This is a genomic window from Kiloniella laminariae DSM 19542, from assembly GCF_000374005.1.
Classification (GTDB): domain Bacteria; phylum Pseudomonadota; class Alphaproteobacteria; order Kiloniellales; family Kiloniellaceae; genus Kiloniella; species Kiloniella laminariae.
Map to the genome: position 1 here is coordinate 30,476 of NZ_KB893168.1, position 23,327 is coordinate 53,802.

The 23,327-nt window shown below is 48.9% G+C and carries 23 protein-coding genes; 8 read left to right on the forward strand and 15 right to left on the reverse strand.

What is annotated here, in order from left to right:
• Positions 1–42: 42 nt before the first annotated feature.
• A complete protein-coding gene (locus tag B152_RS25555) occupies positions 43–2,490 on the reverse strand; it encodes a mechanosensitive ion channel family protein (protein ID WP_020593836.1) in 2,448 nt (815 codons plus the stop codon).
• 356 nt (positions 2,491–2,846) lie between these two features.
• Between B152_RS25555 and ugpB the strand changes: the two genes are divergently transcribed.
• The 5 genes from ugpB to B152_RS0118035 all read left to right on the forward strand — a co-directional run bounded on the left by ugpB (position 2,847) and on the right by B152_RS0118035 (position 7,911).
• Positions 2,847–4,148 (forward strand): sn-glycerol-3-phosphate ABC transporter substrate-binding protein UgpB, encoded by a 1,302-nt coding sequence (ugpB, locus tag B152_RS0118015; protein WP_020593837.1) that lies wholly within the window; start codon positions 2,847–2,849, stop codon positions 4,146–4,148.
• 88 nt (positions 4,149–4,236) lie between these two features.
• Positions 4,237–5,118 (forward strand): sn-glycerol-3-phosphate ABC transporter permease UgpA, encoded by an 882-nt coding sequence (gene ugpA / locus B152_RS0118020; protein WP_026261686.1) that lies wholly within the window; start codon positions 4,237–4,239, stop codon positions 5,116–5,118.
• Entirely contained in the window at positions 5,118–5,966 is an 849-nt protein-coding gene (gene ugpE / locus B152_RS0118025) for a sn-glycerol-3-phosphate ABC transporter permease UgpE (RefSeq protein WP_020593839.1), read from the forward strand. Before ugpA ends, ugpE begins: the two co-directional genes overlap by 1 nt.
• A 20-nt stretch (positions 5,967–5,986) precedes the next feature.
• Positions 5,987–7,051, forward strand: coding sequence for a sn-glycerol-3-phosphate import ATP-binding protein UgpC (locus B152_RS0118030; RefSeq protein ID WP_020593840.1), 1,065 nt, complete (start codon positions 5,987–5,989; stop codon positions 7,049–7,051).
• Between the two features lie 50 nt (positions 7,052–7,101).
• Positions 7,102–7,911, forward strand: coding sequence for a DeoR/GlpR family DNA-binding transcription regulator (locus tag B152_RS0118035; RefSeq protein ID WP_169337436.1), 810 nt, complete (start codon positions 7,102–7,104; stop codon positions 7,909–7,911).
• A gap of 15 nt (positions 7,912–7,926) precedes the next feature.
• Here the strand turns inward: B152_RS0118035 and B152_RS25560 are convergent, their stop codons facing one another.
• The 6 genes from B152_RS25560 to B152_RS0118065 all read right to left on the reverse strand — a co-directional run bounded on the left by B152_RS25560 (position 7,927) and on the right by B152_RS0118065 (position 13,071).
• Positions 7,927–8,619: a substrate-binding periplasmic protein gene (locus tag B152_RS25560; protein ID WP_157231162.1), complete on the reverse strand. Its 693-nt coding sequence runs from the start codon at positions 8,617–8,619 to the stop codon at positions 7,927–7,929.
• Between the two features lie 275 nt (positions 8,620–8,894).
• On the reverse strand, positions 8,895–9,851 hold the full coding sequence (locus B152_RS0118045) for a LysR substrate-binding domain-containing protein (RefSeq protein ID WP_020593843.1): 957 nt from the start codon (positions 9,849–9,851) through the stop codon (positions 8,895–8,897).
• Positions 9,852–9,926: 75 nt separating this feature from the next.
• Entirely contained in the window at positions 9,927–10,433 is a 507-nt protein-coding gene (locus B152_RS0118050) for an SRPBCC family protein (protein WP_020593844.1), read from the reverse strand.
• Positions 10,434–10,784: an ArsR/SmtB family transcription factor gene (locus tag B152_RS0118055; protein ID WP_020593845.1), complete on the reverse strand. Its 351-nt coding sequence runs from the start codon at positions 10,782–10,784 to the stop codon at positions 10,434–10,436.
• Between the two features lie 138 nt (positions 10,785–10,922).
• Entirely contained in the window at positions 10,923–11,513 is a 591-nt protein-coding gene (locus B152_RS0118060) for an HD domain-containing protein (RefSeq protein WP_020593846.1), read from the reverse strand.
• A 181-nt stretch (positions 11,514–11,694) separates the two neighbouring features.
• Positions 11,695–13,071: an aminotransferase-like domain-containing protein gene (locus tag B152_RS0118065; protein ID WP_020593847.1), complete on the reverse strand. Its 1,377-nt coding sequence runs from the start codon at positions 13,069–13,071 to the stop codon at positions 11,695–11,697.
• Positions 13,072–13,175: 104 nt separating this feature from the next.
• Here B152_RS0118065 and B152_RS0118070 point away from each other — a divergent pair, with 104 nt between their 5' ends.
• Together B152_RS0118070 and B152_RS0118075 are read left to right on the forward strand one after the other, a co-directional pair.
• Positions 13,176–13,919, forward strand: a complete 744-nt coding sequence (locus tag B152_RS0118070) for a pyridoxine 5'-phosphate synthase (RefSeq protein WP_020593848.1) — start codon at positions 13,176–13,178, stop codon at positions 13,917–13,919.
• 78 nt (positions 13,920–13,997) lie between these two features.
• Positions 13,998–14,426 (forward strand): DUF1801 domain-containing protein, encoded by a 429-nt coding sequence (locus B152_RS0118075; protein WP_026261688.1) that lies wholly within the window; start codon positions 13,998–14,000, stop codon positions 14,424–14,426.
• Between the two features lie 56 nt (positions 14,427–14,482).
• Here the strand turns inward: B152_RS0118075 and B152_RS25565 are convergent, their stop codons facing one another.
• From B152_RS25565 to B152_RS0118115, 8 genes are all read right to left on the reverse strand, one after another.
• Positions 14,483–15,253 carry a DUF7847 domain-containing protein gene (locus B152_RS25565; RefSeq protein WP_020593850.1) on the reverse strand — a complete coding sequence of 257 codons (771 nt, stop codon included), beginning with the start codon at positions 15,251–15,253 and terminating at the stop codon, positions 14,483–14,485.
• Positions 15,254–15,388: 135 nt separating this feature from the next.
• Positions 15,389–16,429, reverse strand: a complete 1,041-nt coding sequence (locus tag B152_RS0118085; protein WP_020593851.1) for an RDD family protein — start codon at positions 16,427–16,429, stop codon at positions 15,389–15,391.
• Positions 16,414–17,421, reverse strand: coding sequence for a stage II sporulation protein M (locus B152_RS0118090; RefSeq protein ID WP_020593852.1), 1,008 nt, complete (start codon positions 17,419–17,421; stop codon positions 16,414–16,416). The genes B152_RS0118085 and B152_RS0118090 overlap by 16 nt, the downstream gene beginning before the upstream one ends.
• An 18-nt stretch (positions 17,422–17,439) precedes the next feature.
• Complete coding sequence (locus tag B152_RS0118095) at positions 17,440–18,756, reverse strand: DUF58 domain-containing protein (RefSeq protein ID WP_020593853.1); 1,317 nt, start codon at positions 18,754–18,756, stop codon at positions 17,440–17,442.
• Entirely contained in the window at positions 18,756–19,712 is a 957-nt protein-coding gene (locus tag B152_RS0118100; RefSeq protein ID WP_020593854.1) for an AAA family ATPase, read from the reverse strand. Before B152_RS0118100 ends, B152_RS0118095 begins: the two co-directional genes overlap by 1 nt.
• Positions 19,699–20,958 (reverse strand): DUF4350 domain-containing protein, encoded by a 1,260-nt coding sequence (locus B152_RS0118105; RefSeq protein WP_020593855.1) that lies wholly within the window; start codon positions 20,956–20,958, stop codon positions 19,699–19,701. The genes B152_RS0118100 and B152_RS0118105 overlap by 14 nt, the downstream gene beginning before the upstream one ends.
• A complete protein-coding gene (locus B152_RS0118110) occupies positions 20,951–21,670 on the reverse strand; it encodes a hypothetical protein (protein ID WP_157231163.1) in 720 nt (239 codons plus the stop codon). The genes B152_RS0118105 and B152_RS0118110 overlap by 8 nt, the downstream gene beginning before the upstream one ends.
• Positions 21,671–21,961: 291 nt before the next feature.
• On the reverse strand, positions 21,962–22,513 hold the full coding sequence (locus B152_RS0118115; protein ID WP_020593857.1) for a TetR/AcrR family transcriptional regulator: 552 nt from the start codon (positions 22,511–22,513) through the stop codon (positions 21,962–21,964).
• 112 nt (positions 22,514–22,625) lie between these two features.
• Here B152_RS0118115 and B152_RS0118120 point away from each other — a divergent pair, with 112 nt between their 5' ends.
• Entirely contained in the window at positions 22,626–23,312 is a 687-nt protein-coding gene (locus B152_RS0118120) for a cupin domain-containing protein (protein ID WP_020593858.1), read from the forward strand.
• Positions 23,313–23,327 lie beyond the last annotated feature (15 nt).

Here is a 23,327-nt window from a genome sequence, read left to right on the forward strand (position 1 = left end):
AAAACACTCACCAGAAACCACAACAGATGTATTCAGGACTGTTCAGAGTTTCTCTTCAGGTTGCTCTGTTTTGGGTAATTTATTGTCCCCTTTGTCTGCCGTTGCCGGGGACGGCAGAGCTGTTGTTCTGATATGAAGGTCGTGCTGCGGGAATGGAATTTCGATCCCTCTCTCCCGAAAAGCTTTTCGAATGGCAAAGCGGAGATCACTGGCAACGGAGGCACTATCCTCAACATCCCGCAGGAAAGCCCTAAGAGAAAAATCAAGAGAGCTGGCGCCAAAACCTGTAAAGAGGACATAAGGTCCCGGCTTGTTCAACAGTGCCGGATGCGCAGAAGCCAATTCAACCAGCAGATCCCGGACCTCTTCTTCATCACTGTCATAGGAAACGCCGACGAGAACCGAAATACGTCCGATCTTGGTTTTGTGGGTCCAGTTTTTCATGGTGCCCGAAATCAGATTAGAATTTGGGATAATTACCGAAGCCCTGTCGAATGTCTCGATCTCTGTCGCTCTGACCTTGATTTTCTTTACGATCCCTTCTTCAGTACCTACCACCACCCAATCACCCTGTTTTATCGGGCGCTCAAAGATCAGAATCAGGCCTGAAACAAAGTTGTTCACGATACTTTGTAATCCAAAACCAATCCCCACAGATAGGGCACCAGCGACAATCGCCAAATTGGACAGATCCAGCCCGGCAACTGAAACAGCCATAAGAACAGCCAGTCCCAGTCCGGCATAGCCGACCGACGCCTTGATCGCGTTCCGCACCCCAGAATCCAGCTTGGTGTTTGGTAAAAGTCGTTCTTCCAGAAAGCGGGCAAATAGCCTTGTAACGAACAGAAGACCTAGAAAAATGCTGCCAGCTACCGCAATATCTACCAGAGAAATTCTGACTTCCCCGATTTTGAAACCAGTGAGAATACTTTGGATGACATTGAAAAGGTGTTGGGCACTTACTCCCCAGGCCAGAAGGATTCCAATAAAGCCAATGACAAAGATTCCGCAGTTGGCGACAAAAACAATCCAGAAAAACAGTCTGTTTGCCCCCTCTTCGTCGAGTGCGAGTATATTGAGCAGATTTCGGCCAAGGTGGGTTTCGCCAGATAATTCGTAACGAGCGACTTCCTGGATCAAAACATGTAACAGTATCAGCAAGAGCAAGAGTTCAATTGTCTCAACCACATTAAAGACTGCGTAGTGGGACAAAGGAATAAACCCCAGAAGGGCTGCTGCTATCATTGCTGTCATAAACACAACAATGATTTTACGGAACCGGGACCAAAGGGCAGAAACCTGGACAAGCTCGTTCGGCAACTCCCCTGCAATCCGCCACAGTTTTTTCCGGTGCAGGAAGATGATCAGCAGCGCCATTGCTGTAGAGGTAAAGAATTTTGACAAGAGGATCTGGCTGGCTGACGCCTGAGCAACATCCATCATGACACTGAGGAAAAGATCAAAAGAGAAAATGAGAGCAATAACCAGGGCAATCCCCCTGATCTGCCGTGCCGCCCAGTCAGGAATGGGTATGACACGCCACTGCTGGTTATGAGGAAAGAGTGCAGCCTTGGTTATGGCTTCGGTTATGGTAAAGAAAAGTAAACCAACCAGAAGGGCTGTACCTGTTTCCATTATGGCAGGTTCAAGTGAATTGCCCCAGAACAGGACAATACTGGTCAACCCGAGAACAACAGATGTCCAGAGCGAGCGTCGCAAGGCATAGATCGAAGCAGAGAGAACACGCTTGTGATAGGCAGGCATTTCCGCCGATGTATCAATTCCGTAACGGCTGGACATCTTGTTGAGGAAATAAACAATCAATAACATGCCAGAGAGAAATATCAGCCAGAGAGGCACAACCTGTTCAGCATCAAATTCGGAACGGACCAAAGACAGATCATCTTTCAACTGCCCAAAGAACAGCTCCCAGGCCGTGCCACGCAGCACAAAAAAGTCACTCCACAACCCGGGAGATATAGGTATGGGGCCTTTGATAAAAACCTGTTGAACAAACTGCTCCCCCTCAACTCTGGTGAGCAGGGCAAGGGCTTCGTCGAGTTCATTTATAATGAGTTCTGTCTGTTTGATTTTTCCGTTGATGATTGAAGCATCAGATTCAAGCTTGCGTTTGATGGTGGCGGTTCTGTCTGCCTGTGGAAGCTCGGGCGTTTCACCTTCCAGCCCCAAATCCTTGATCTGTTTACGCAACTGGATTTCTGTCGGCCGCAGAGACTCAACAAAGGTGAAGGCCTCTTTACGGGTTAGTTCAAGTCGCTCCCGGATTTTTTTGATGCCCTTGCTGTCCGGTTCCCCCTCCTTGAAAAACAGGGACGTTTCGGCAATAACCCCTTCCCAGGAAAGAAGCATCTGATCAAATTCGCTGTCAGGATCAACTCTTGCCGAGGCGGCAGAGAAAATGAGTGGCAAAAAGGTACAGACCAACAGTATCAAACCAAGTTTGTTAAAGTTTCTGCGCCACTTGGACATATTTTCGGGACTCCGCTTTACGAGACAAACAGTAATAGATCTGACAGCCTTGATTCTGCCCTGCTCAGTGATGCTCTTTGGGGCAGATTTCGTCAATCTGCATTTCAAGTCAAAAATGCCAAATCGCTATAGATACTGAATTCATTGGCTTCTTTTCCTAGGGTCCTTTTATACACGGGCCAAGGATTAATAGGAACAGAGGAACAGATGAAGATAGAAAAAGATTTCCTACCGTGTCTTTTAATTGACTAATAGTTGTAGCTTTAGTTTCATATGAAGCATATAAATAGCTCAAATGAACTCGCATTAAGTGGGTCCCGCATATTTTTCAAGATCCTCGCAACAGGGAGAATACAATGTTCAAACAAACGCTTGCAGCTGTTGGCGCACTTTCGTGCCTGGCTTCAACCGCCAATGCCGCAACAGAAATTGAATGGTGGCATGCCATGGGGGGGACCCTGGGCGAAAAAGTGAACTCTATCGCCGAAAATTTTAATGCTTCCCAGGCTGATTACAAACTGGTTCCCGTATATAAGGGCAACTACACCGAAACAATGACAGCAGCGATCGCCGCCTTCCGCGCGAAACAACAGCCACATATCGTTCAGGTATTCGAAGTCGGCACCGCGACAATGATGGGTGCCAAAGGTGCTGTTTACCCTGTGTACCAGTTGATGTCAGATGCAGGAGAAAGTTTTGATCCAGCAGACTATCTGGCGGCAGTTGCAGGTTACTACACCGATACGGACGGCAATATGCTCTCCATGCCGTTCAACAGCTCAACACCGGTCCTTTATTATAACAAAGATGCCTTCAAAAAAGCCGGACTGGAAGACAAGGCACCGAGCACCTGGCCTGAGTTTGAAGAAGCAGCCCAGAAACTTCAGGCTGCCGGTTATACCTGCGGCATGACGACTGCATGGCAATCCTGGGTGCAGCTTGAGAATTTCTCCGCCTGGCACAACCTGCCTTTCGGTACCAAGGAAAACGGCTTTGCTGGTCTGGATACAGAGTTCCAGTTCAATGGCCCGGCTCAGGTGAAGCATATTTCTAAGCTGGCTGAATGGCAAAAAAGCAAGATCTTTGATTATGGTGGACGCCGTTCGGATTCCGCGCCCAAGTTCTATAGCGAAGAATGCGCCATGTATATGAACTCTTCTGCTGCCTATGCCGGTGTGAAAACCAACGTAAAGTTTGATTTTGGTGTCGGGCCTATGCCTTATTGGCCTGAACTGGCTGCTGAACCACAGAACTCTATTATCGGCGGTGCAACCCTTTGGGTCCTGACCGGAGGTGAGTCTGAAGAGTACAAAGGCGTTGCCAAGTTTTTCACCTACCTCTCCTCACCAGAGGTTCAGGCCGACTGGCACCAGTTCACCGGCTATCTGCCGATTACAAACGCAGCAGCAACCCTGACGGAAGAACAAGGTTTCTATAAAGAAAATCCTGGAACTGATGTGGCGATCAAGCAGATCAACAACAAGGCGCCAACAGCCAATTCCAAAGGCTTGCGTTTTGGCAACTTTGTTCAGATCCGTGACATCATCAACGAAGAGCTCGAAGCCGTATGGGCAGGTGATAAATCTGCACAGGATGCTTTGGATACAGCAGCTGAACGTGGCAACGCGCTTCTGCGCAAATTTGAAAAAACAAATTAAGGTTTTTTCCAGGTTTTGAATCTCTACGTCAGGTGCCCGGTTATTTTACCGGGCACCTTTCCTTCTACTTTCCCCTATGGATAACGAAATGCAGAAACAGGTCCGTTTTGATAACAAAGTTCTGCCCTATCTTCTGGTCGCACCACAGGTCCTGATCACGATCATCTTTTTTATCTGGCCAGCATCCCAATCTGTTTATCAATCTTTTCTCGTCGAGGATCCTTTTGGGCTTTCGAGTGAATTTGTCTGGTTTGCCAATTTTGAAGAGCTTTTTGCAGACAGCACCTATCTGGATGCATTTGGACGCACGCTGCTGTTCAGTTTTTCAACGGCCTTTCTGGCTATATCCATGGCATTGTTTCTGGCGATTATGGCCGACCGGGTAATCCGGGGGGAAACGCTCTATAAGACTTTCCTGATCTGGCCTTATGCCGTTGCCCCTGCCCTTGCCGGGGTTTTGTGGTTTCTGATGTTCAATCCGACCATTGGTGTCATTGGTTTTGGTCTTAATGCGCTGGGATACGAATGGAATCACTACCTCAATGGATGGCAGGCAATGGTACTGGTAATCGTGGCCTCGGCCTGGAAACAGATCAGTTATAACTTCATTTTCTTCCTTGCCGGTCTGCAGTCGATCCCCAAACCGCTGATCGAAGCTGCGGCTATCGACGGGGCAGGACCGGCACATCGTTTCAAAACCATTATTTTCCCGCTGCTTTCCCCGACCACGTTCTTCCTGCTGGTTGTAAATCTGGTTTATGCCTTTTTCGAAACCTTCCCGGTTATCCATGCGACCACGCAGGGGGGGCCAGCAAAGGCCACTGAAATACTGGTGTATAAGGTTTTCAATGATGGTTTTATCGGTCTTGATCTTGGTGGCTCAGCAGCCCAGTCAGTCATCCTGATGATTATTGTCTCGGGGCTGACTGTCTTCCAGTTCAAGTATGTTGAAAAGAAGGTAACCTACTGATGGTCGAGAACCGCCCCCTCCTCACCTTTTTTTCACATCTGGCGCTGATTATCGGCATTTCTTTTATTGCACTGCCGGTGTGGCTTGCCTTTGTTGTCTCAACCCAGGAAGCTTCTGCTCTTTTTTCCGGTCAGGTTCCTCTCTGGCCCGGCGAACATTTTATCGAAAACTACAGCAGTATTCTTTTTGAAGGAGAAAAGAACTCTGGTGCACCGCCCATTCTTCTGATGATCACAAACAGTCTGGTTATGGCCATTTGTGTTGCTGTTGGAAAAATTACCATTTCGATCATCTCGGCCTATGCGATTGTCTATTTTCAGTTTCCGTTCCGGCAAGCAATTTTCTGGATGATTTTCATGACCCTGATGCTGCCGGTCGAGGTCAGAATCCTTCCAACCTTTGAAGTCATTGCCCAATTGGGAATGCTCAACAGCTATGCTGGACTGACCATTCCGCTGATTGCCTCGGCAACGGCAACGTTTCTGTTCCGACAATTTTATATGACCATTCCAGATGAAATGATTGAGGCGGCCAGAATGGACGGTGCCGGACCAATCCGCTTCTTTATTGATATCCTTCTGCCACTTTCACGAACAAATATCGCTGCTCTCTTTGTCATTCTCTTTATCTTTGGCTGGAACCAGTATCTCTGGCCATTGCTGGTGACGACGGATGCTTCCTATTACACCGTGGTTATGGGTATTCAGCGGATGATGGCCGTACCAGATTCAGACCCGATCTGGCACTACGTCATGGCCACTGCAATTCTGGGTATGATCCCGCCCGTTATCGTTGTCGTCACCATGCAAAAGCTCTTTGTCAAAGGGCTGATCGAGACAGAAAAATAAGGCCTGTTGGAGTAAGATAAATGTCTACAGTAACGTTAAAAGACCTGAAGAAAACCTACGCCAACGGCTTTCAGGCTATTCATGGCATCGACATGGAGATCAGGGATGGCGAGTTCATTGTCATCGTTGGGCCATCCGGTTGTGGCAAGTCAACACTGTTGCGTATGATTGCCGGACTTGAAACCATCACTGATGGCGAATTGATGATTGATGATAGGCGGGTCAATCAGGTTGAGCCGGGTAAAAGGGATATCGCCATGGTTTTCCAGAACTATGCGCTTTATCCGCACATGAGTGTCTATGACAATATGGCCTATGGCCTGAAAATCCGGAAAAAATCCACAGAAGAAATTGCGCAGCAGGTCAACAGGGCGGCTGATATCCTTGAAATCGGTGCCCTGCTTGATCGTAAACCTTCCCAGCTTTCCGGGGGACAGCGCCAGCGGGTTGCTATGGGACGGGCGATTGTCCGTGATCCCAAGGTATTTCTGTTTGATGAACCCCTGTCCAATCTGGATGCAAAACTCAGGGTCCAGATGCGGATCGAAATCCGGAAACTGCAGCGGGCACTTAAAACAACAGCCATCTATGTGACCCATGATCAGGTTGAAGCCATGACACTTGCTGACAGGCTCATTGTTATGAACGGCGGCTTGCCAGAGCAGATCGGCTCTCCCATGGAACTCTATGATCGTCCCGCAACAACATTCGTCGCAGGATTCATCGGTTCCCCGGCAATGAACTTTATCCCGGTCCGGGTCGACAAAAAAGGCGCCACCTTTCCTTCTGGTCAGAACCTTAATTTCTCTGTCCCATCAGGCCATGAGAACGTGCTGCTGGGAATCAGACCAGAAGACATCGAAATTACAACACCAGATCTAGCTGATTTGACACTCAAGGTTTCGGTTATCGAACCTCTGGGGGCTGACAGCCTGATTTATGGAAGCTGTGAAGGCATGAAAGAGGATCTGGTCGTCCGGGTCCGTGACAAGGCCACTGTTCAGGAAGAAGAGACATTTTCTGTCCGCTTCAACCAGCAAAAACTCCACTACTTTGATCCAACGACCAATAGTCGTTTACCTTGATCAGGAATTGATGTCTGTTAGTTTCTGAACAGAGAATAATGGGTAAGAACATGACATTACGTCTGAGTGAAAGGCAGTATCAGATACTGGAATGGACTGGGCGCGAGGACGCCCTGAGCATCGATGATCTTGCCCAACACTTTCAGTTGAGTACCCAGACGATCCGCAAGGATATCAATGCTCTTTGTGAAATCGGGATGCTGAGGCGGGTTCATGGCGGGGTTTGTTTACCTTCGGCCATAGAAAACCTGTCTTTCAGCACCCGTCAGGTGATGAATGCCCGAAATAAAGAGGGCATTGCAGCCTTGGCCGCCAGGCAGATCCCCGAGGGTTCGACAATCTTTCTCGGAATTGGCACCTCGGTTGGATATGTTGCGAAAGCGCTGCTTAAACATAACGATCTGCGTGTTCTTACCAACAACCTCCAGGTCGCGGCCATTCTGTGTAAAAAACCAAAAATAGATACACATGTCTCTGGCGGCAAGCTTCGGCACAGTGATCATGATCTGGTTGGTGTGGAAACCATCCGTTTTTTTGATGCCTTTAAAGCTGACTTTGCCATTGTCGGTACCGGAGGGCTGGACCCGGCCTTCGGCATGATGGATTTCAAGCCGGACGAAGCTCATGTTACCCAGGCGATATTGGAAAACAGTCGCAGAAAATTTCTGGTTGCGGACCATTCCAAATGGAACCGGGCCGCGAATGTAAAGGTTACCCCCTTCCAGAATCTCGATCTTATGGTGACAGACTATTTACCGGAAACGCTATGCTCAAGCAGCGAAACAAACCAGCTTTTCGCCAGTAAGCTAAAAGTTCTCGAGTGCCGCTCTGACGAACAACCGCCATCTTTTCGGCTTTGACATCTGTCATATTCTCTACATTCCCGGAAAACTTCCCGCGCCCAGATGACGTTTCCAAATGGCCGCGATTTCTCCCTTCTCCAGCAATTTCTGGTATGTCAGGTTAAACATTTCGATAATTTTTTCAGCATCAGGATGATTGCGGGATACAATAAGATGCTCTGTTGCCGATCTCAGGGGGATTTTTGCTTCATCAAGTATTCCAACTGCTTTTTCAGACCAACGTTTGTGGGCAACAGCCCAGGCGACAGCCCTGTTAAGAGCGATAAAATCAACATGCCCCTGCGCGAGCAGATCCAGGCATCCATCAACAGTTGAAGCGCGAACCAGATTTATATCCCCCGCATCAATCAGGACCTCGATTTCCTCTTCGGTTTTATATCCCAGTGGTTGACAGTAAGCCAAACCAACCAGATCATCTGGTTCCCGGAAAAGCCGGGAGGTTTCAACATTCTGAAATATACTGACCGTATGCTCGTTCACTGGCCGACTGTACAGAAAGTTTTTTTCTCTCTCAGCCGTTTTGGCATAGGGAAATGTTGCATCACTTTTTAAGCTCTGGACCATGGCAAGTCCACGTTTCCAGGGGTAGTATTTCAAGCTGACAGTATGGCCTGTTGCCTCAAAAACCCTTGATACCACTTCGGTTACGACACCACCTTCCGGAAGATCGGGGGAGGCATAGGGAGGGTAATCCTTCCCTGTCACCAGCTTTATATCCTGAGAAAATGCCGCTGAAGATACAAAACCACAGAAAAAAAACATTACCAGCAAAAGAGCTGATCTGCTTGAAGGGGTATCGTTAAAATTTAAGCAAAGAACTTTAAAAGTCACAAATCCAAGACCTCGTCCCCTGACTTTAGACATCTTTTTATGTTACTGTATCAGGAACGGCAGTATTATCGATTTTATCCATCAACCGCCTGTTAATTCCATAATACCATAAAACTCCAGTATTGTTGTCGGGTTTCCAGAGGCATCGCTTAATTGTCATAATCTATTCTTTTGTCATTGATAATCAAACAGGCATTGGAAAACCAGTCAAAGACAGCCTTGATACTCGGTCTTGTAGCAAGATTTTTTCGACAGACCAGATAGTATCCCCATTTTTCCCGCTGTACCGGCTGGCAAAGAGAGACAAGTTCTCCTTTTTCCAAGTGTTCCGCGACCAGACAACTCCAGCCAAGTGAGATGCCTTCGCCATCGAGTGTTGCTCTGATTTGAAACGGGTAATTTTCGTAATAAGTGACGTCAGAAGGTGTCTGGTAGGAAACGCGCTGTATCCTGAACCACTGATCCCAGGTAAACCATCCCTGCCCTCCGGTATCATAATGTAACAACGACAGTTTTTTAAGTCTTTCGGCCAGCTTGTTTTGTGGAATATTTCCTTGCAGATCCGGATGTCGTGCGAGAAAATCTGGTGAGCAGACTGGAAAGACCTCTTCCTTAAACAATTTTCTGGCGAAGCAGTCGGGCCAGTCGCCCTGACCAAAGCGCACCAGAATTTCTGCTTCTTTCTGATCGTATTCAATATGGTGATCGGTGGTAAGAAGTTTAACTTTAACTGGTGCAACTGCTTTTTGCAGCACACCATACCGTGCCAATAACCATTGATGAGCAAAGCCAAAAGAACAGGCTACTGTAACGATGCCCTGATCGGGGGGCTCTCGCAGTTCATCTGTCGCATCGGCAATCTGTCCCAGTCCGGCATTAACAGCTTGCCACAGACGCCGTCCCTCTTCTGTCAACAACAGCTGATTATTACTGCGAACAAAGAGGCTTCGCCCCATAAACTGTTCAAGTAAGGAGATATGTCTGGAGATTGACGGCTGATGAACCCCCAGTTCTTTTGCAGCTTCGGTAAAGTTTTCATGTTTTGCCGCAGCTTCAAAAGCCAGCAAACCATTCAGGGATGGAAGACGTTTTCGCAAGCTGGACATACTTTCTATCCCATACAATTATTATAGGCATAGTCCTGTATAGCGAAGAATTGTCGTAAGCTGAAACAGTTTAAATTATTCTGTGAGATACAAATCCAGACAGTCACAGGAGCTTTCCCACCCCTGACGGTGCTTGTCACAAGATGCTGCGTCCTCAAAAACCTTCTGTATCAATACCAGAAGCGTTTTGTCCCCTTCATCATGTAACTGGATTGAAACTTCAGTTTCATGCCCCAGATTACCGTCCGGTGATCGCCAGGCCCAGCTGAAGACGAGTCGCTCAGGTGGCAGGATTTCTCGGTACTCGCCCCCGACTATATGGTTTTGGCAATCTTGTGTATTTTCCAGTATTGTCAGCCATTTACCGCCGACTTTGAAATCAATTTCACAAACTGTACAATGACAGCCTTTCGGTCCCCACCAGAGCTGGAATATTTCCGGCTGGCTCAAGGCTTTGAACACTCTGTCCCGGGGAGCAGGAAATCGGCGACTGATTTGCAGTGTTTGAAAAGAGGGATCGGATGTTATGTCATCAACAGGTCTCTTCTTCCCGGCGACGGCTTCACTTTGGTGATTTGACATCTAGCCTTTTCCTGCTTTTGTCTCGGTCTTTTTGTCAGAGGGCTCCTGCTGTAAAAACTGGTCAAGCTGATCAAAACTGTCTTCCCAGAACTGGCTATAATATGAAAGCCAATCCGTTGCCTTTTTCAGAGGAGCCTGTTGCAGAGTGCAACGCAGGGTCTGGCCTGCTCTTTCTTTATGAACAAGCCCCGCGCGTTCAAGGACTTTGAGATGCTTGGTGATTGCCGGTGCAGACATGGTGAAAGGCGCGGCCAGCTCTCCGACAGTTGCTTCGCCCGAAGACAGTCTGTTCAGGATTGAACGTCGTGTCGGATCAGAAAGAGCAAAAAATACCTCACTTAAATTATCCATCTTAACCCAAAAGTTAATTAACCGTTTTGTTAATTTTATTGAATTAACTGACAGCGTCAATAAAAATCAGATAATTTGTCGACCAGAAGAAACGTTATCAGTTTTCTTACGAGCCTGTTTCCTTCTGTATTTTTATGATTATCCCCTGGTTACATCAGTGTGAGGCTTGATATTCGCCTGATCCCAGGGTTTTCGACTAAAAACGCGTTCCATATAGGGCCTGAACTCTTCAAGTTTCATACTGTTATAAGAACCATCGAAACAGTTTTCATCGTAATCCTCGCAAAAGCGGACACAGGCGTCAAAATAAGGATGTCCGGTAAATCTGTTCCGGGCATTTTTGTCGCCTCCCATCTTGTCCGCGTAATAGAACTTCTGGAAAGTGGCATGGTACTGAACAATCCAGGTGATCTCTTCACGCAGATAGGGTCGGACAATGGCTGCAGCAAGTTCATCATGATTACAGGGTGCCAGGATATCACCGATATCATGAAGCAAGGCACCGACAATCATGTCATCGTCTTCTCCTGCCCTCAAAGCCCTGGTCGCCGACTGCAGGCAATGCTCCAACCGGGATACCTGATAGCCCCCTAAAGAGTCATCCAGTTTACGCAGGTGTTCAAACAGGCGGTCCACCACCTCGTGGCAATACTGCTCTTCCAGTGGTTCAAGGAAAGCATATTCCTCTGCCGTGCCATCTTGTAATCTCGTAAAGGTTACCTTTTCCATAGCGACTGCCTCACCTGTTCAACCCCAACATCATTATTTCATAAAGATAGCTGTATCAGGATTATAAGACAGTCCAAAAAATTCAGATGCTCCATATAATTATTATATGGTGTACTTCGTGTAATCTGCTTTGTAATTAACAGAACAGGCGATGGATTAGCAGGGTATCGACCAGAGAAAGTTACATCTGAAAATTGGTCGCCTGGGGTTTGCTGTTCCAAAGTTCGACGATGGATGACAGGGATTTCCTCAGGCGTTCTTCGCCGATGTTTGTCAGGTTGATCCGAACACCCGAAGGGGCAGAGACCGGATCAACGGCAAAAAGTTCAGAAGGAGAAACCCTCACCCCGCGGTTGGAAAGGGCTTCAGCAAACTCTACGGCTTTCCATGGTCCGGACAGAGGCAGCCAGAGATGTGATGTTGCAGCATTGTGGCGATAGGGAATTCCAACAAGAGACTGTGCTGCCTGATCAAGCAGATTTGCAGTGATTGTCGCACGTTGATGTTCCAGTTCGGTTGCTGTGCCATCCTTGATCCAGTGGCAGGCAACCTCGGCCATCAGTGGAGGCGCCATCCAGCTGGTGGTTTGGCTGGCGGCAAGAAACTGGGACAGCAATGCTGCAGGGGGCATGAGAATTCCCACACGTAAGCCCGGAGAAATGGTTTTGGACAGTGAGCTGATATAGATCGTACGTTCGGGATTGAGGGCCGCAATTGGTTTAAAGTCACTGGAAAAAGGTCGGGGATTAACATCGTCCTCTACAACATAAAACCCATAACGATCCGCCATTCCTGCAATATCTGCCCGGCGCTCTTCTGACATTGTGGCTGTCGTAGGATTATGGGCAAAGGGCATGCAATAGAGTGCTTTGACCGAATTTCGCAAACAGGCCTGTTCAACAGAAGAAGGCAGCAGCCCTCCGTCGTCGAGGGCCACAGGAACCAGGTTTATGCCGAAAAAGCGGGCAAAGTTCTTGATGCCTGGATAAGAAAGCTCCTCGACCAGCACAGTATCTCCCGGAGACGTCAAGGCTCCAAGAGCCGTTGTCAAAGCCTGCTGGGCTCCTCCGGTAATAATAATCCGGGAAGGATCTGCGGTAAAACCGCGGCCCCCCAGCCATTGACAGAGGATCTCCCGGTGTCGTTGCAGCCCCTGGCTTTGCCCGTATTCCAGCATGCCATCCAGATTGCTGTCGCGACTGATCTCCATGAGAGAGCGGCGCAGCAGGGCCTCCAGATTGATAAAGGGAGGCGCATTGCGGCTCAGATCCACGGTGCCTGTTTCGTCGAGCAGTTGTTGTTTCTGCCAGGCTTCGATCTTGCCTTTGCGCACAAAGCTGCCTCTGCCGGTTTGCTTGACCAGTATTCCGCGCTGTTCTGCCAGGTTATAGGCGCGCAGCACTGTCCCCACAGTTACGCCCAGATGATCTGCCAGCTCCCGCATCGGCGGCAGCTTGTCCCCGTCGGCCAAACGACCTGACGAAATATCCCGGACAAGACATTCGGTTATTGCCCGGTAACAGGAAAGATCCGGATCAAGATTTTGAGGAACCCACATTGTTACCCTAACAATAATTCTATTGACTGCCTTGATAATAAGAACATTATTCAAACAAGAACAGCAATACTAAAAATTGTTACGGTAACAATACGAGGCCCGATATGACTGTCCTGAGCATCAACCTGAACAAAGTTGCCTTACTGCGAAACCAGCGGGATGTCGATTACCCAAATGTTACTGGGATGGCTCGTATTGCCCTTAATGCTGGTGCAGGCGGGATCACCGTTCACCCGCGCCCGGATGAACGCCACACCCGGCGGTCTGATGTCTATGAACTCGCAGAGATGCTCAAAAAAGACTATGGCTCTCCAGTTGAATTCAACATCGAAGGTTATCCCACCGAAGACTTTATGAAGCTGGTTGCCGAGACCAAGCCGGATCAGGTAACGCTGGTGCCAGATCATCCCGATCAGAAAACATCAGATCATGGCTGGGATATCCCAGGTAACCACGCGTGGCTGAAAGAAATCATTTCCAGGCTGCACAGCCAGAAAGCCCGGGTTTCGGTCTTTGTTGATCATGAGCCTGAAATGGCCCTTGCCGCTGCAGAAATTGGTGCTGACCGGATTGAACTCTATACTGGCCCCTATTTTGAATGTTTCTTCCGGGATGATCGTGAACAGGTTTTGTCCCTCTATAAAAACACCGCTGAGGCAGCTCGGGATGCTGGTTTGGGGGTCAATGCCGGGCATGACCTCAATCTTGACAATCTAGCCCATTTCCTCAAGGCGATCCCCTGGACCGACGAAGTGTCGATTGGCCACGCTCTGACAGCTGATGCCCTGATTTATGGTATGGACGGTGCAATCAAGGCTTACCTGAAAGAGATCTCCCGGAAGTCATGATCTGAGAAACTCTAGCCGAGCACTCATCGGTTGGTTAAGATCAAATTGGTTTAATATTGAATTGATCGTAAGCAAGAAATGTCCATATTTCCAATTTCAGAAAAGATGAAGGCTGTTTACGACAGCTATTCACCTCCTGTAAAAGATTGCCTGCTCGTTTTACGCGACCTGATTTATCAAACCGCCGCAGAAACTGCTGGCGTAGGTCCGCTGGAAGAAACTCTGAAATGGGGCCAGCCAAGCTTTCTGACAAGCCAGAGTAAAAGTGGGACAACGATCCGCCTTGACCAGATCAAGGCATCCAGGGACAGCTACGGTCTTTACCTTCATTGCCAGAGTAACCTTGTTGATCGTTTTAGAATACTCTACCCCGAGGTCATGACCTATGAAGGAAACCGCTGTGTTGTTTTCCGAGCTGAAGATGACATTCCGGTTCAAGCCTTAAAACACTGCATTTCCATGGCATTGACTTATCATCTCGACAAGAAAATGAACAAGCCTTCATAAAAGAAAAAACCGGAAAGATGAACTTTCCGGTTTTTCAAAGTTTAATTTAACGTGTCTCAATCAAAAACAGCTGCAATCTGCGAAGTCGAGATGCCTTCCTTCGCCACTCTCAGGTTGTTATACACTACGGCATAAAGCACCTGGAAGAATGTGCCCGCAACAACATTAAATACTGCCCCGATTAAAATCGCGACAATACTAAGCCCAGAGATAAACAGGCCGGCACTAACAAATCCAATCACCCAACCGATGGCACCAACGGCGATACCGAGAATAAGAATCAAACCAAAAATCATCCAGCGGCTACCAGAAGTCAGTTCGGCGCTACGTTTCAGACTCGCAATTGCGCCGGGATTTTCAATAACGGCCACGGGAAGAACGACAATCAGGGCTACAGCCGCCATAATTCCCGGAACGATCAAGAGTACCATCCCGATGCCGATAACAATTGTTGCCAGAATACCGACCAGAATTACTGGAACGATACGGGAAAGACCCTTTGACAGACATTCTCCCAAAACAACCGTTCCACCATTCAAGCTTTGGAAAACACCATAGGTGACGGAGGCTGCAACCAGATACATGGTCAGCATGGAGACAAACACAGGCAGGAAATAGCTTACACCAAAGCCATTTGTCATCAGTTCAGCCTGTAAAGCCGCCTGATCAAAGTGGCCAAAGTACCAGGAAAGCAGAAGACTTGGCACAGAAAGCACAAGAACGATCAGGGTTAAAGGTACAAAGTTTTTCAAATAAACGGAAAAGGTCTTGCTGATGGTCTCGCCAATTTGGAACTCTTGACCGACAACATTTTCACTAACTGACATTTTAATAATCCCCCTCAGGATAATTGAGTTGCATTAACGCACTCAAATAAACGCAAAAATAATACGGAGTAATAAAAGATATTTCAAGAAAAAGGCTTGTCTCTTCCATGACATCTTTAAGACTCGACATTTATATCAATCTTTTTGGTGTTTGTTTTCCTTGCGTTGACCAAAGAGCATCCTGTTTTCCAGACGCCGACGGAGAGCGGCGTAGTAGGCCTCAAGGAACGCACGGTCTTCCTCAACCCTGAAGCGGGAAGATTTACTGAGAAAACGATTGATCCCCTGTTCCAGGGCTGGTTCCGTCTGCCAATTGATCTTCTTGCGAATGCGTTCGGCAACTTCCTGGATGGTTTTTGCTGTTACTGCTGGTTTGCGCAGAATTTCTTCCAGTGTCTGCAGTTCATAGATGCCATAGGCATCGACCTGTTCATCAGTAAAGGAATAAGCTTCACGAGATGACGCAGATCTGTTTGTTTTGCTGTCTGCAACAGCCGGTTTATTTTGAACGATATCTTCCATCAGAACGGTCTTTGGAATTCGAACCACCCAGGTTCCGGCAATCATGTCCCCGACCCGCATTCTATCCTTGTTAAAGAAAGGAATGCAGAAGAATACGCCGACCCAGGTCAGACTTAACAGGGCAATCAGGATTTCAGCCGTATTTCCGGTTGGAACAAAAAGAAGAGACAGGGGGAGAAACAATTCCAGTTCCCGCATCAGATTGCGGGCGAAGACAGCCCCAGAGGTTAACTGCCCCCCTCGCCGGTCAACAACTCTCAATCCAAGAAGCCTCTTGCCCGGTGTTCTACCCTGCCAGCGAATTTCAAAATAAATAAAATAGAAATTATACCAGAGGAACAAAAGTACCCGGATCAGGGCAAACAAAGTGGCTCCGAAATTCTCCCCGCCCGGTAAAAGCGAAAATGCGCCGGAGAAAAGAAGCGCCAGCAACAAAAGGATCGGTGCGCCGTAAAGCAGCAGCAGATCAATAAGCAATGCCCCCAGACGATCCCCGCGTGATCCCAGTTCCATCCGGACAGGAACACCCTCAGGGGTAATGGTGTTACGCCAAACCTCATCGTATTTCTGTTTCGGCTTTTGCCCCTCGGGCTGCGCCCCTGAACCGGGGCTCTTGGTTTGATGTCCTGTGGCGGGATTTAGCGTTCGAGACATACTTTTCTCCCCAGATACCCGAAGTAACCCAGCCAAAACAGAAGCAGGCCGCCGCCAATAACAAGGCGCAGAGTAATATCGGTAATCCACTGTCGACCAAAGGCCTCAAGAAGGGCGGCAATCAGCAGCATAAGGACACAGCCGATAACCAGTTTTCCAGCCTCCCGGCCTTCTCTGGCAAGGTTGGCAAGGCGGCTTTCGCGTCCGGGAGAGATAATTCCTTTGGCAAGACCAAGTCCGGCGGCACCACAGAGAATAATAGCCAGCAGTTCTGTTGTGCCGTGAATAGATAACCAGGCTGCAATATCCAGCCCAAGGCCCCTGCCAACGTAAAGAGCAACAAAAGCTCCCAAAACAGCGCCATTATAAAAAATCAGCATGACAGTCGGCACCCCAAGGGCAAAGCCCAGTGCAAAAGACAACATACCGACAGAAGCATTGTTCGAGAAAAGATAAGAAGCAAACCAGTTTAGATCACCAGCATTGGCGTCTCCACCATCATAAAGAGCTTTACGCAAGTCTTCGGTAGAGGTTGCCGGTGTACGCCCGCTCGACATACCGTCAGAAACAAAGGTGTAGTACCATTCCTCGTTGCTGTTTGTCAGATAGAAAGCCAGAAAAGCAGCGAGGCAGAAGATCAAGGTTGAGGCAAGTGTGCGCCAGCGTACTTGCCAGACGGCTGCAGGGAAATCTTCGGCCAGAAATTTGATGATCTCTCCACCAAAACTTGCCCGGACGCCGTATATACAAAAATATGCCCGGGTAGAAAGCAGCTCAAGGTATTCCAGCAGGTTGCGATCCAGTGAAACGCCCCGTGCGACTGACAGAGAGGACAGAGTAAAGCGATAGAGATTGGGCAGACGCGTCAACTCTTCTGCAGAGAGAGACGTTAACCCCTGCTTTTCAACCCGTTCGACAAGTGCCTGGAGCTCTTTCCAGGAACTTTCCCGCTCGGCACGAAAACGAGAACTCTTCAAGGCAAACTCAGACATTCCCTGATCTTTCCTTCATCATATCAGTTCCTGTTGTTTGATCTCGAGATAACGTTCGACAAGTGCAGCACTTACGGATGCGGCTGGCGCTTCCAGGCAATGCACCCCCAGACGGCGCAGCCTTTCAAAAACGATCCGGCGTTCGCGCAGGAAATCATCGGCGATAACAGAGCGGGCAATATCAGTCACGGAGCCGGGACGAAGCTGCGAGATATTCATCAATTCCCGGTCAGAAAGGGTGACAAACAAAACCAGATGGCGTTTGGCCAGCCGGGTTATGTTCTCGACCATTAACTCAGCAGTCACCGTATCGACGAAATCAGTATAAATTACAATCAACGAACGTCGAGGCAATTTGCCAAGAAGGTTCGCCAGTCCCAGGGTGAAATTGGTTTCATCATGCTGATAGTCAAGCCGGGCACAGTTGGCTTGCAGGTGATGAAAGGCCCGACTGCCGCCAAGCGGTTCGGCAAACATCTGAATGCGCGAATTAAAGCCATAAAGGCCGACACGATCCCCGCCCCGTAAAGCCATATAGCCCAGAAGCAACCCCGCGTTGATCATATGATCAAGCTGGGGCAAACCATCGAGCGGGCGACACATCAGGTGGCCGGTATCAAAAGCCAGGATTACATTGTGGTTGCGTTCGACCTGGAATTCCTTGCAGACAAGCTTGCGGTGCCTGGCGGAGTGTTTCCAGTCTACCGATCGCAGGTCAAAACCGGGTACGTATTCCCTCAGGGCATCAAATTCGGTCCCGTCTCCCTGTTGTTTTTGCACCTTGATACCATGAAAAGCATCCCGACTGCTCAGCTGTAAAGCTGCACTTTTAACCGCGGTAATATTCGGAATAATCGTTACGTTCTTTTCCAAATTCCAGGTTGTTTTGCGTTCTATCAATCCCCAGGGACTGTACCAGCGCAGCCAAAGACGCGAGAGTTGACAGCTGCCGCGTCTTTTTACCATCAGGGGAAAGGCCAGATCGACAGGAAGACTGCGCTCCAGGCGAGGAACATAAGCTGGCTCCGGGCGCTTCAGATAGGTTTCATCCACCTCGAGAAGGGCTTCAAGACCAAAAGCCCGCTGGGTTGTATCAACCGTCAGCTTGAAATAGGCATAGTCATCCCCGCCAGCATGCAGCAAAGAAGGAATATCCTGCTGCAGGTTCAACCGGGAAGGTACAACCATGTTCAGGCTGTCATAACCGACCAGAAGAAGGACAAAAAAGAGATAGAGCACGCCAAACAGCCAGAGATCTTCATTCCCGACAATCAGAACAAGACTGAGGGGAATACCAAGACCGACAAGAAAAGCGGCTCGCAGTGTCGGTCGCATTATCTTGGTGCTGCCGTCTGCTCAAGGATTTCTTCAATCACCCGGGTGGTCCGGATACCTTCAATTTCGGCACTTGGGGAGAGCACGACCCGATGATGCAAGCCTGGAACAGCAACAAATTTCACATCATCCGGAATGACGTAATCCCGGCCCTGCAGTGCGGCATAGGCACGAGAAGCAGCGGCAATCATGGTTGCTGCACGGGGGGATCCCCCGAACTGTAGCGACGGATGCTCACGGGTTCGACGAACAACTTCGACAATATAATCAATAATTTCCGAACTTATCTTCACCGAAGACACAAGCTTGCGCATTTCCTCAAGCTTATCCAGATTGGTAACACTTCTGATGCCGAATTCATCCAGAACCGGCATGGAGGTCTGATGTCCATGACGGGCAACAATCGCCCTCTCTTCATCCCGGCTTGGATAAGTCAGGATGTACTTGAACATGAAACGGTCAAGCTGGGCTTCCGGCAGCGGGTAGGTCCCCTGCTGCTCAATCGGATTTTGTGTCGCGATAACCAGGAATCCGGGACCGAGATCATGGCTGGTGCCATCAATCGTCACCGAGCGTTCGCTCATGGCCTCCAGCAAGGCAGACTGGGTTTTCGGCGGGGTCCGGTTGATTTCATCGGCCAGCAACAGATCCGTAAAAATCGGTCCCTTGGTGAGGGAGAACTCGTTGCTCTGAAAGTTGAACAGATTTGTCCCAAGTACATCACCCGGCATCAAATCAGGCGTAAACTGGATCCGCCCAAAATTCAGGCTCAAGGCTTTTGAGAAAGAACGCACAAGCAGCGTTTTTCCCGTCCCCGGAACCCCTTCAAGCAGCAGATGCCCCTTGCACAGGAGGCTGACCATCATCAGATCAAGCGCTCCTTCCTGACCGACAATGGTGCGGCGCACTTCATTTTTAAGACTCTCACTGATGGTCCGGAGTTCATCCAGTTCCATGCAACATCTCCTGTTTCCAACGATGAATATCCCGGGCTGCCTTGAGTGCCTGCATGACATCAAACACCGGAGCCTCGGTGATAGAATGGGCGTTTCGTATAATTTCGTGACTGATCAGATCTGATCCCCGCGCCTGTCCGACACGGTCAAGCCACTGCAAGAGCTCGTATTCTTCCAGATCTTTTGGCGCGTGTAGTCCCAGAGCAACGCTGTGCAGCGAGCGCTCGGCATAGTGCTTTAACATCAAGGCACCATGCCCGCCAAAAGCCAGCAGATCTGCTGTGTTATCGATCAGGAACCCCTTGCCCGTCTGATAACTTTTTTCTGTTGTCTGTGGCGGGCCAAAGCGCGAAGTACTGGCCCAGCCCAAGAGCCCGACGGCAACAGCCAGCAGCAAGGTGACAACAGCAAAGGGAAACTCGAACATCCGGCGCCAGAGACTGGGTTCGCTGGCATAACCATGGGATGTTTCATCAATCACAACACCACCAACGCCGTTTCGGGTAAGGACGTCAATAATGCCGATTGCCAGATAGGCATTGCCGCCATTATCCAGCCCGTGATTGGAGAGGATATCCGGGTCGCTGAGTATCCAGGTGCGTTCAATGCCATCCAGAAGATCATTGGTCTGCACAAGTTCGGCCAGAAGAATGCCTTTATCGCTATAGACCAGTGGCCGCAAGACATCACCATCTGCCCGGATCAACTGTGGGGCCTGTATCCAGGGTTGCTGGTCAAATGTCAGGATATCCTTATCCCAGCTGAAGTCCTCAAGCACATCTTTGGATGCCCCCCGTACAAGCTCAATATCAGTTGAAAAGCTACGGATAATATTTTCGACTTCAACGGGAGACTTCAAAATGGCAGAACGTACCCATTTTTCATTATCCGGGTCGGGATAGGCATGCCACTTTGGCAGGACAATAAGGGTTCCTGCGCCATAAAATTCTTCAAGGACGGCTTCTACACTCTTGGCATCTTCCGGCTCGATAAACAGGCTGACATCGACATAACCGGCTCTGTCCCAGGTTTTTCGACTGGTCCGAACCCTGTATTCCATCTTTTTCATCAAACTGCTAAAGGCATTATGCCCAATAGCGGACTTTGAATAGGAGTTTGTGCCGATCGAACTCAAGTGGATAATCTTGTCCTGATAGAGCGAAGCAACAAAAGCACCCGCAAAAGAAAGAATACCGATCAGAACCAGCCACAGAAGCGTACGGGAGGAAAAAATCCGGTCATCCATGTGCTTTTCCCCCGTCAGTCCGGGGTTGGACAAAAACCATAAAAGCTTCACGGCATGTGGTGAACTCTGGCATTCCTGCCGAGCGTCCACCGAACTGCGTCAGCTCTTCCGTACCGACGATAACAGCAAGCTGCCGGGATATCTCAGGATGGAGCCAGCCGAGCGCCAGAATTTCGCGGTTGGTCAGGGCGGACGGCAGAACAGCCTGATAACTTTCCCGGATGTGTTTGAAACAACAAAACAGCAGCGCCCGGATAGCAGCTTCGAACTCTCCCTTTTGTGCCAGACTATCCACATAATCCAGTGTCTCGGCACTGAGTTCTTCGGATATACTGGCAAAGCGGGAATGTGATAACACCTGTTCTTCTGCAATTTTTTGTTTCTGCGGGCGGCGCTTGCGATCCTTCAGGTAATTCCCCAGAGCCTTGATCACAAGAATTCCAACGAGAACAGCAAAGCCGATCAGGACGATCTGCCCGAGAAACTCCAGAGCCGACAGGTCTCTTGGTTCTGATTTTTTTGGGGGCTTGGCGGGTTCTATTTGCGGGGTGGCCGGACTTTGACTGCTTGAGCCGACACTCTCCCGAAGCGGGAGATCCTGTTGATAATTTTGATCGGCATAGATGTCTTTCAGGGCATCCTCGATGGCCGGTGCCGCAGCACTTGCCGAAGAGGAAAACGTAACCTGAAGTATTGACAGGGCAAAAAACACGCAAAAAAAGACCGTTCTGCCTAAAGCGCAAAACCAGCCCTTGATCTTGTTATTTTCTCCAGAAAATAGCACTGGAAAACAATCCCCCACAAAAATACCAGGTACTACATTATTAATGGTGGATTTCCAGCCATCATTGCCAGCAGGAATCGCAATCACCCTAACCCTGACGGGAACAGGGGCAACCATGACACAGCCATAGGAAATCTGTCCACGATTTTATCATTCCGAAATAAAACTAGGGTACAACATGAAATTCAGAATTTTGAACTTCTTTTCAAAGGCTTCTGATTAATCAAAGACACCCGCCGTCAGCTGGTCAAAGGTTGAAAGTCCCTCGAGATTGCGTGCAAGGACAAGTCCACCCTCTAGCAGAGCAAGAGTTTTCAGGGCTCTGGTCTCTGGATCTGTAATTGTTCCCGATTTTGTTTCATTCCTCAAAAAAACTGCGGTCAACCAGGACAAATTTTTTGAAAAGAACTCCCTGGACACCAGAACAACATTCTCAGGCAGAGAGGATATTTCAGCTCCCAACATCCCACAGAGGCACATTTTATCTTCATCTGCTAAAGAGGATCTGAAGGCCTGTACATAGCGCTCCAGCTGTTGGTGAGGAGAATGCGCGTCAGCAGGACCGAGATGTGCCATAAATCTGTCCGTATAACGCTTTGCAACAGCGGCACCAAGGTCGCCTTTGGTCGGGAAATGATAGTGAATACTGGCGGTCTTGATGCCAACGTCTGCGGCAATATCCCGGAAACTGAAGGCATTGTAGCCTCTTGTACGGATGTAACCTTCGGCCGCATCCATAATTTTTGTGGCGGTTTCTGAATTACTGCTCATATCAACCTCTCTCTACTGATTGATAGATAACTTCTTGCGCAATGTCTTTAAAGCCCTAAATAATAATTACATAGCTATCTATGCATAGATTGATACAATTAAGGAGCCGTCCATGCGTTTAAATGCCGACTTTGACCAGACTGTTATTATTACTCCTGAGCAACGACAGAGTTCTCCTTCGCCCGTTGCCGGGGTCGAGCGCTTTATGCTGGATCGTATCGGCGGTGAAATTGCCCGGGCAACGACCATTGTCCGCTTTGCTCCGGATAAGTTCTTCCCGGAACACAGCCATGATGGCGGCGAAGAATATCTGGTTCTGGATGGCGTGTTTTCTGACCAGTACGGGGATTTCCCGACTGGTACTTACGTCCGAAACCCGGTTGGAACCAGCCATTCTCCTCACACGATCCCGGGCTGCACCATTTTTGTAAAACTCTGGCAATTTGACCCGGAAGACCAGAAACAGATCTCCGTTAATACGCACAAATCCACCTGGAAACCTGGCCATCAATCAGGTCAGGAAATTCTGAAATTGCACCATTTCAAAAATGAAGTGGTCACTATGGAACGCTGGCAGGCAGGAAGTAAAATCGACCGGCTGGTATTCGATGGCGGAATGGAAATCCTGCTTCTTGAAGGTCGCCTGATTGAGGCAGCAGATCCAGCAAGGATATACCCGAAAGGAACATGGTTTCGTTTCCCCGCAGCAACCAGGCTGATGTTTAACTGTCCCGAAGACTGTACATTTTTCTGCAAGACCGGCCATCTGCTCGAACGCATCGAGGCACCAGCTGTTTGATGTCCCCTTTATAAA

Bases quoted from the DNA above. Each gene is read 5' to 3' on its own strand.
- B152_RS0118100 (WP_020593854.1), bottom strand. From the start codon at position 19,712: ATGGAACTGGATGAACTCCGGACCATCAGTGAGAGTCTTAAAAATGAA.
- B152_RS0118090 (WP_020593852.1), bottom strand. From the start codon at position 17,421: ATGTCTGAGTTTGCCTTGAAGAGTTCTCGTTTTCGTGCCGAGCGGGAA.
- B152_RS0118115 (WP_020593857.1), bottom strand. From the start codon at position 22,513: ATGAGCAGTAATTCAGAAACCGCCACAAAAATTATGGATGCGGCCGAA.
- B152_RS0118120 (WP_020593858.1), top strand. From the start codon at position 22,626: ATGCGTTTAAATGCCGACTTTGACCAGACTGTTATTATTACTCCTGAG.
- B152_RS0118055 (WP_020593845.1), bottom strand. From the start codon at position 10,784: ATGGATAATTTAAGTGAGGTATTTTTTGCTCTTTCTGATCCGACACGA.
- B152_RS0118105 (WP_020593855.1), bottom strand. From the start codon at position 20,958: ATGGATGACCGGATTTTTTCCTCCCGTACGCTTCTGTGGCTGGTTCTG.
- ugpB (WP_020593837.1), top strand. From the start codon at position 2,847: ATGTTCAAACAAACGCTTGCAGCTGTTGGCGCACTTTCGTGCCTGGCT.
- B152_RS25565 (WP_020593850.1), bottom strand. From the start codon at position 15,253: ATGTCAGTTAGTGAAAATGTTGTCGGTCAAGAGTTCCAAATTGGCGAG.
- B152_RS0118085 (WP_020593851.1), bottom strand. From the start codon at position 16,429: ATGTCTCGAACGCTAAATCCCGCCACAGGACATCAAACCAAGAGCCCC.
- B152_RS0118035 (WP_169337436.1), top strand. From the start codon at position 7,102: ATGACATTACGTCTGAGTGAAAGGCAGTATCAGATACTGGAATGGACT.
- B152_RS0118050 (WP_020593844.1), bottom strand. From the start codon at position 10,433: ATGTCAAATCACCAAAGTGAAGCCGTCGCCGGGAAGAAGAGACCTGTT.
- B152_RS0118045 (WP_020593843.1), bottom strand. From the start codon at position 9,851: ATGTCCAGCTTGCGAAAACGTCTTCCATCCCTGAATGGTTTGCTGGCT.
- ugpA (WP_026261686.1), top strand. From the start codon at position 4,237: ATGCAGAAACAGGTCCGTTTTGATAACAAAGTTCTGCCCTATCTTCTG.
- B152_RS0118065 (WP_020593847.1), bottom strand. From the start codon at position 13,071: ATGTGGGTTCCTCAAAATCTTGATCCGGATCTTTCCTGTTACCGGGCA.
- ugpE (WP_020593839.1), top strand. From the start codon at position 5,118: ATGGTCGAGAACCGCCCCCTCCTCACCTTTTTTTCACATCTGGCGCTG.
- B152_RS0118030 (WP_020593840.1), top strand. From the start codon at position 5,987: ATGTCTACAGTAACGTTAAAAGACCTGAAGAAAACCTACGCCAACGGC.
- B152_RS25555 (WP_020593836.1), bottom strand. From the start codon at position 2,490: ATGTCCAAGTGGCGCAGAAACTTTAACAAACTTGGTTTGATACTGTTG.
- B152_RS0118095 (WP_020593853.1), bottom strand. From the start codon at position 18,756: ATGCGACCGACACTGCGAGCCGCTTTTCTTGTCGGTCTTGGTATTCCC.
- B152_RS0118070 (WP_020593848.1), top strand. From the start codon at position 13,176: ATGACTGTCCTGAGCATCAACCTGAACAAAGTTGCCTTACTGCGAAAC.
- B152_RS0118075 (WP_026261688.1), top strand. From the start codon at position 13,998: ATGTCCATATTTCCAATTTCAGAAAAGATGAAGGCTGTTTACGACAGC.
- B152_RS0118060 (WP_020593846.1), bottom strand. From the start codon at position 11,513: ATGGAAAAGGTAACCTTTACGAGATTACAAGATGGCACGGCAGAGGAA.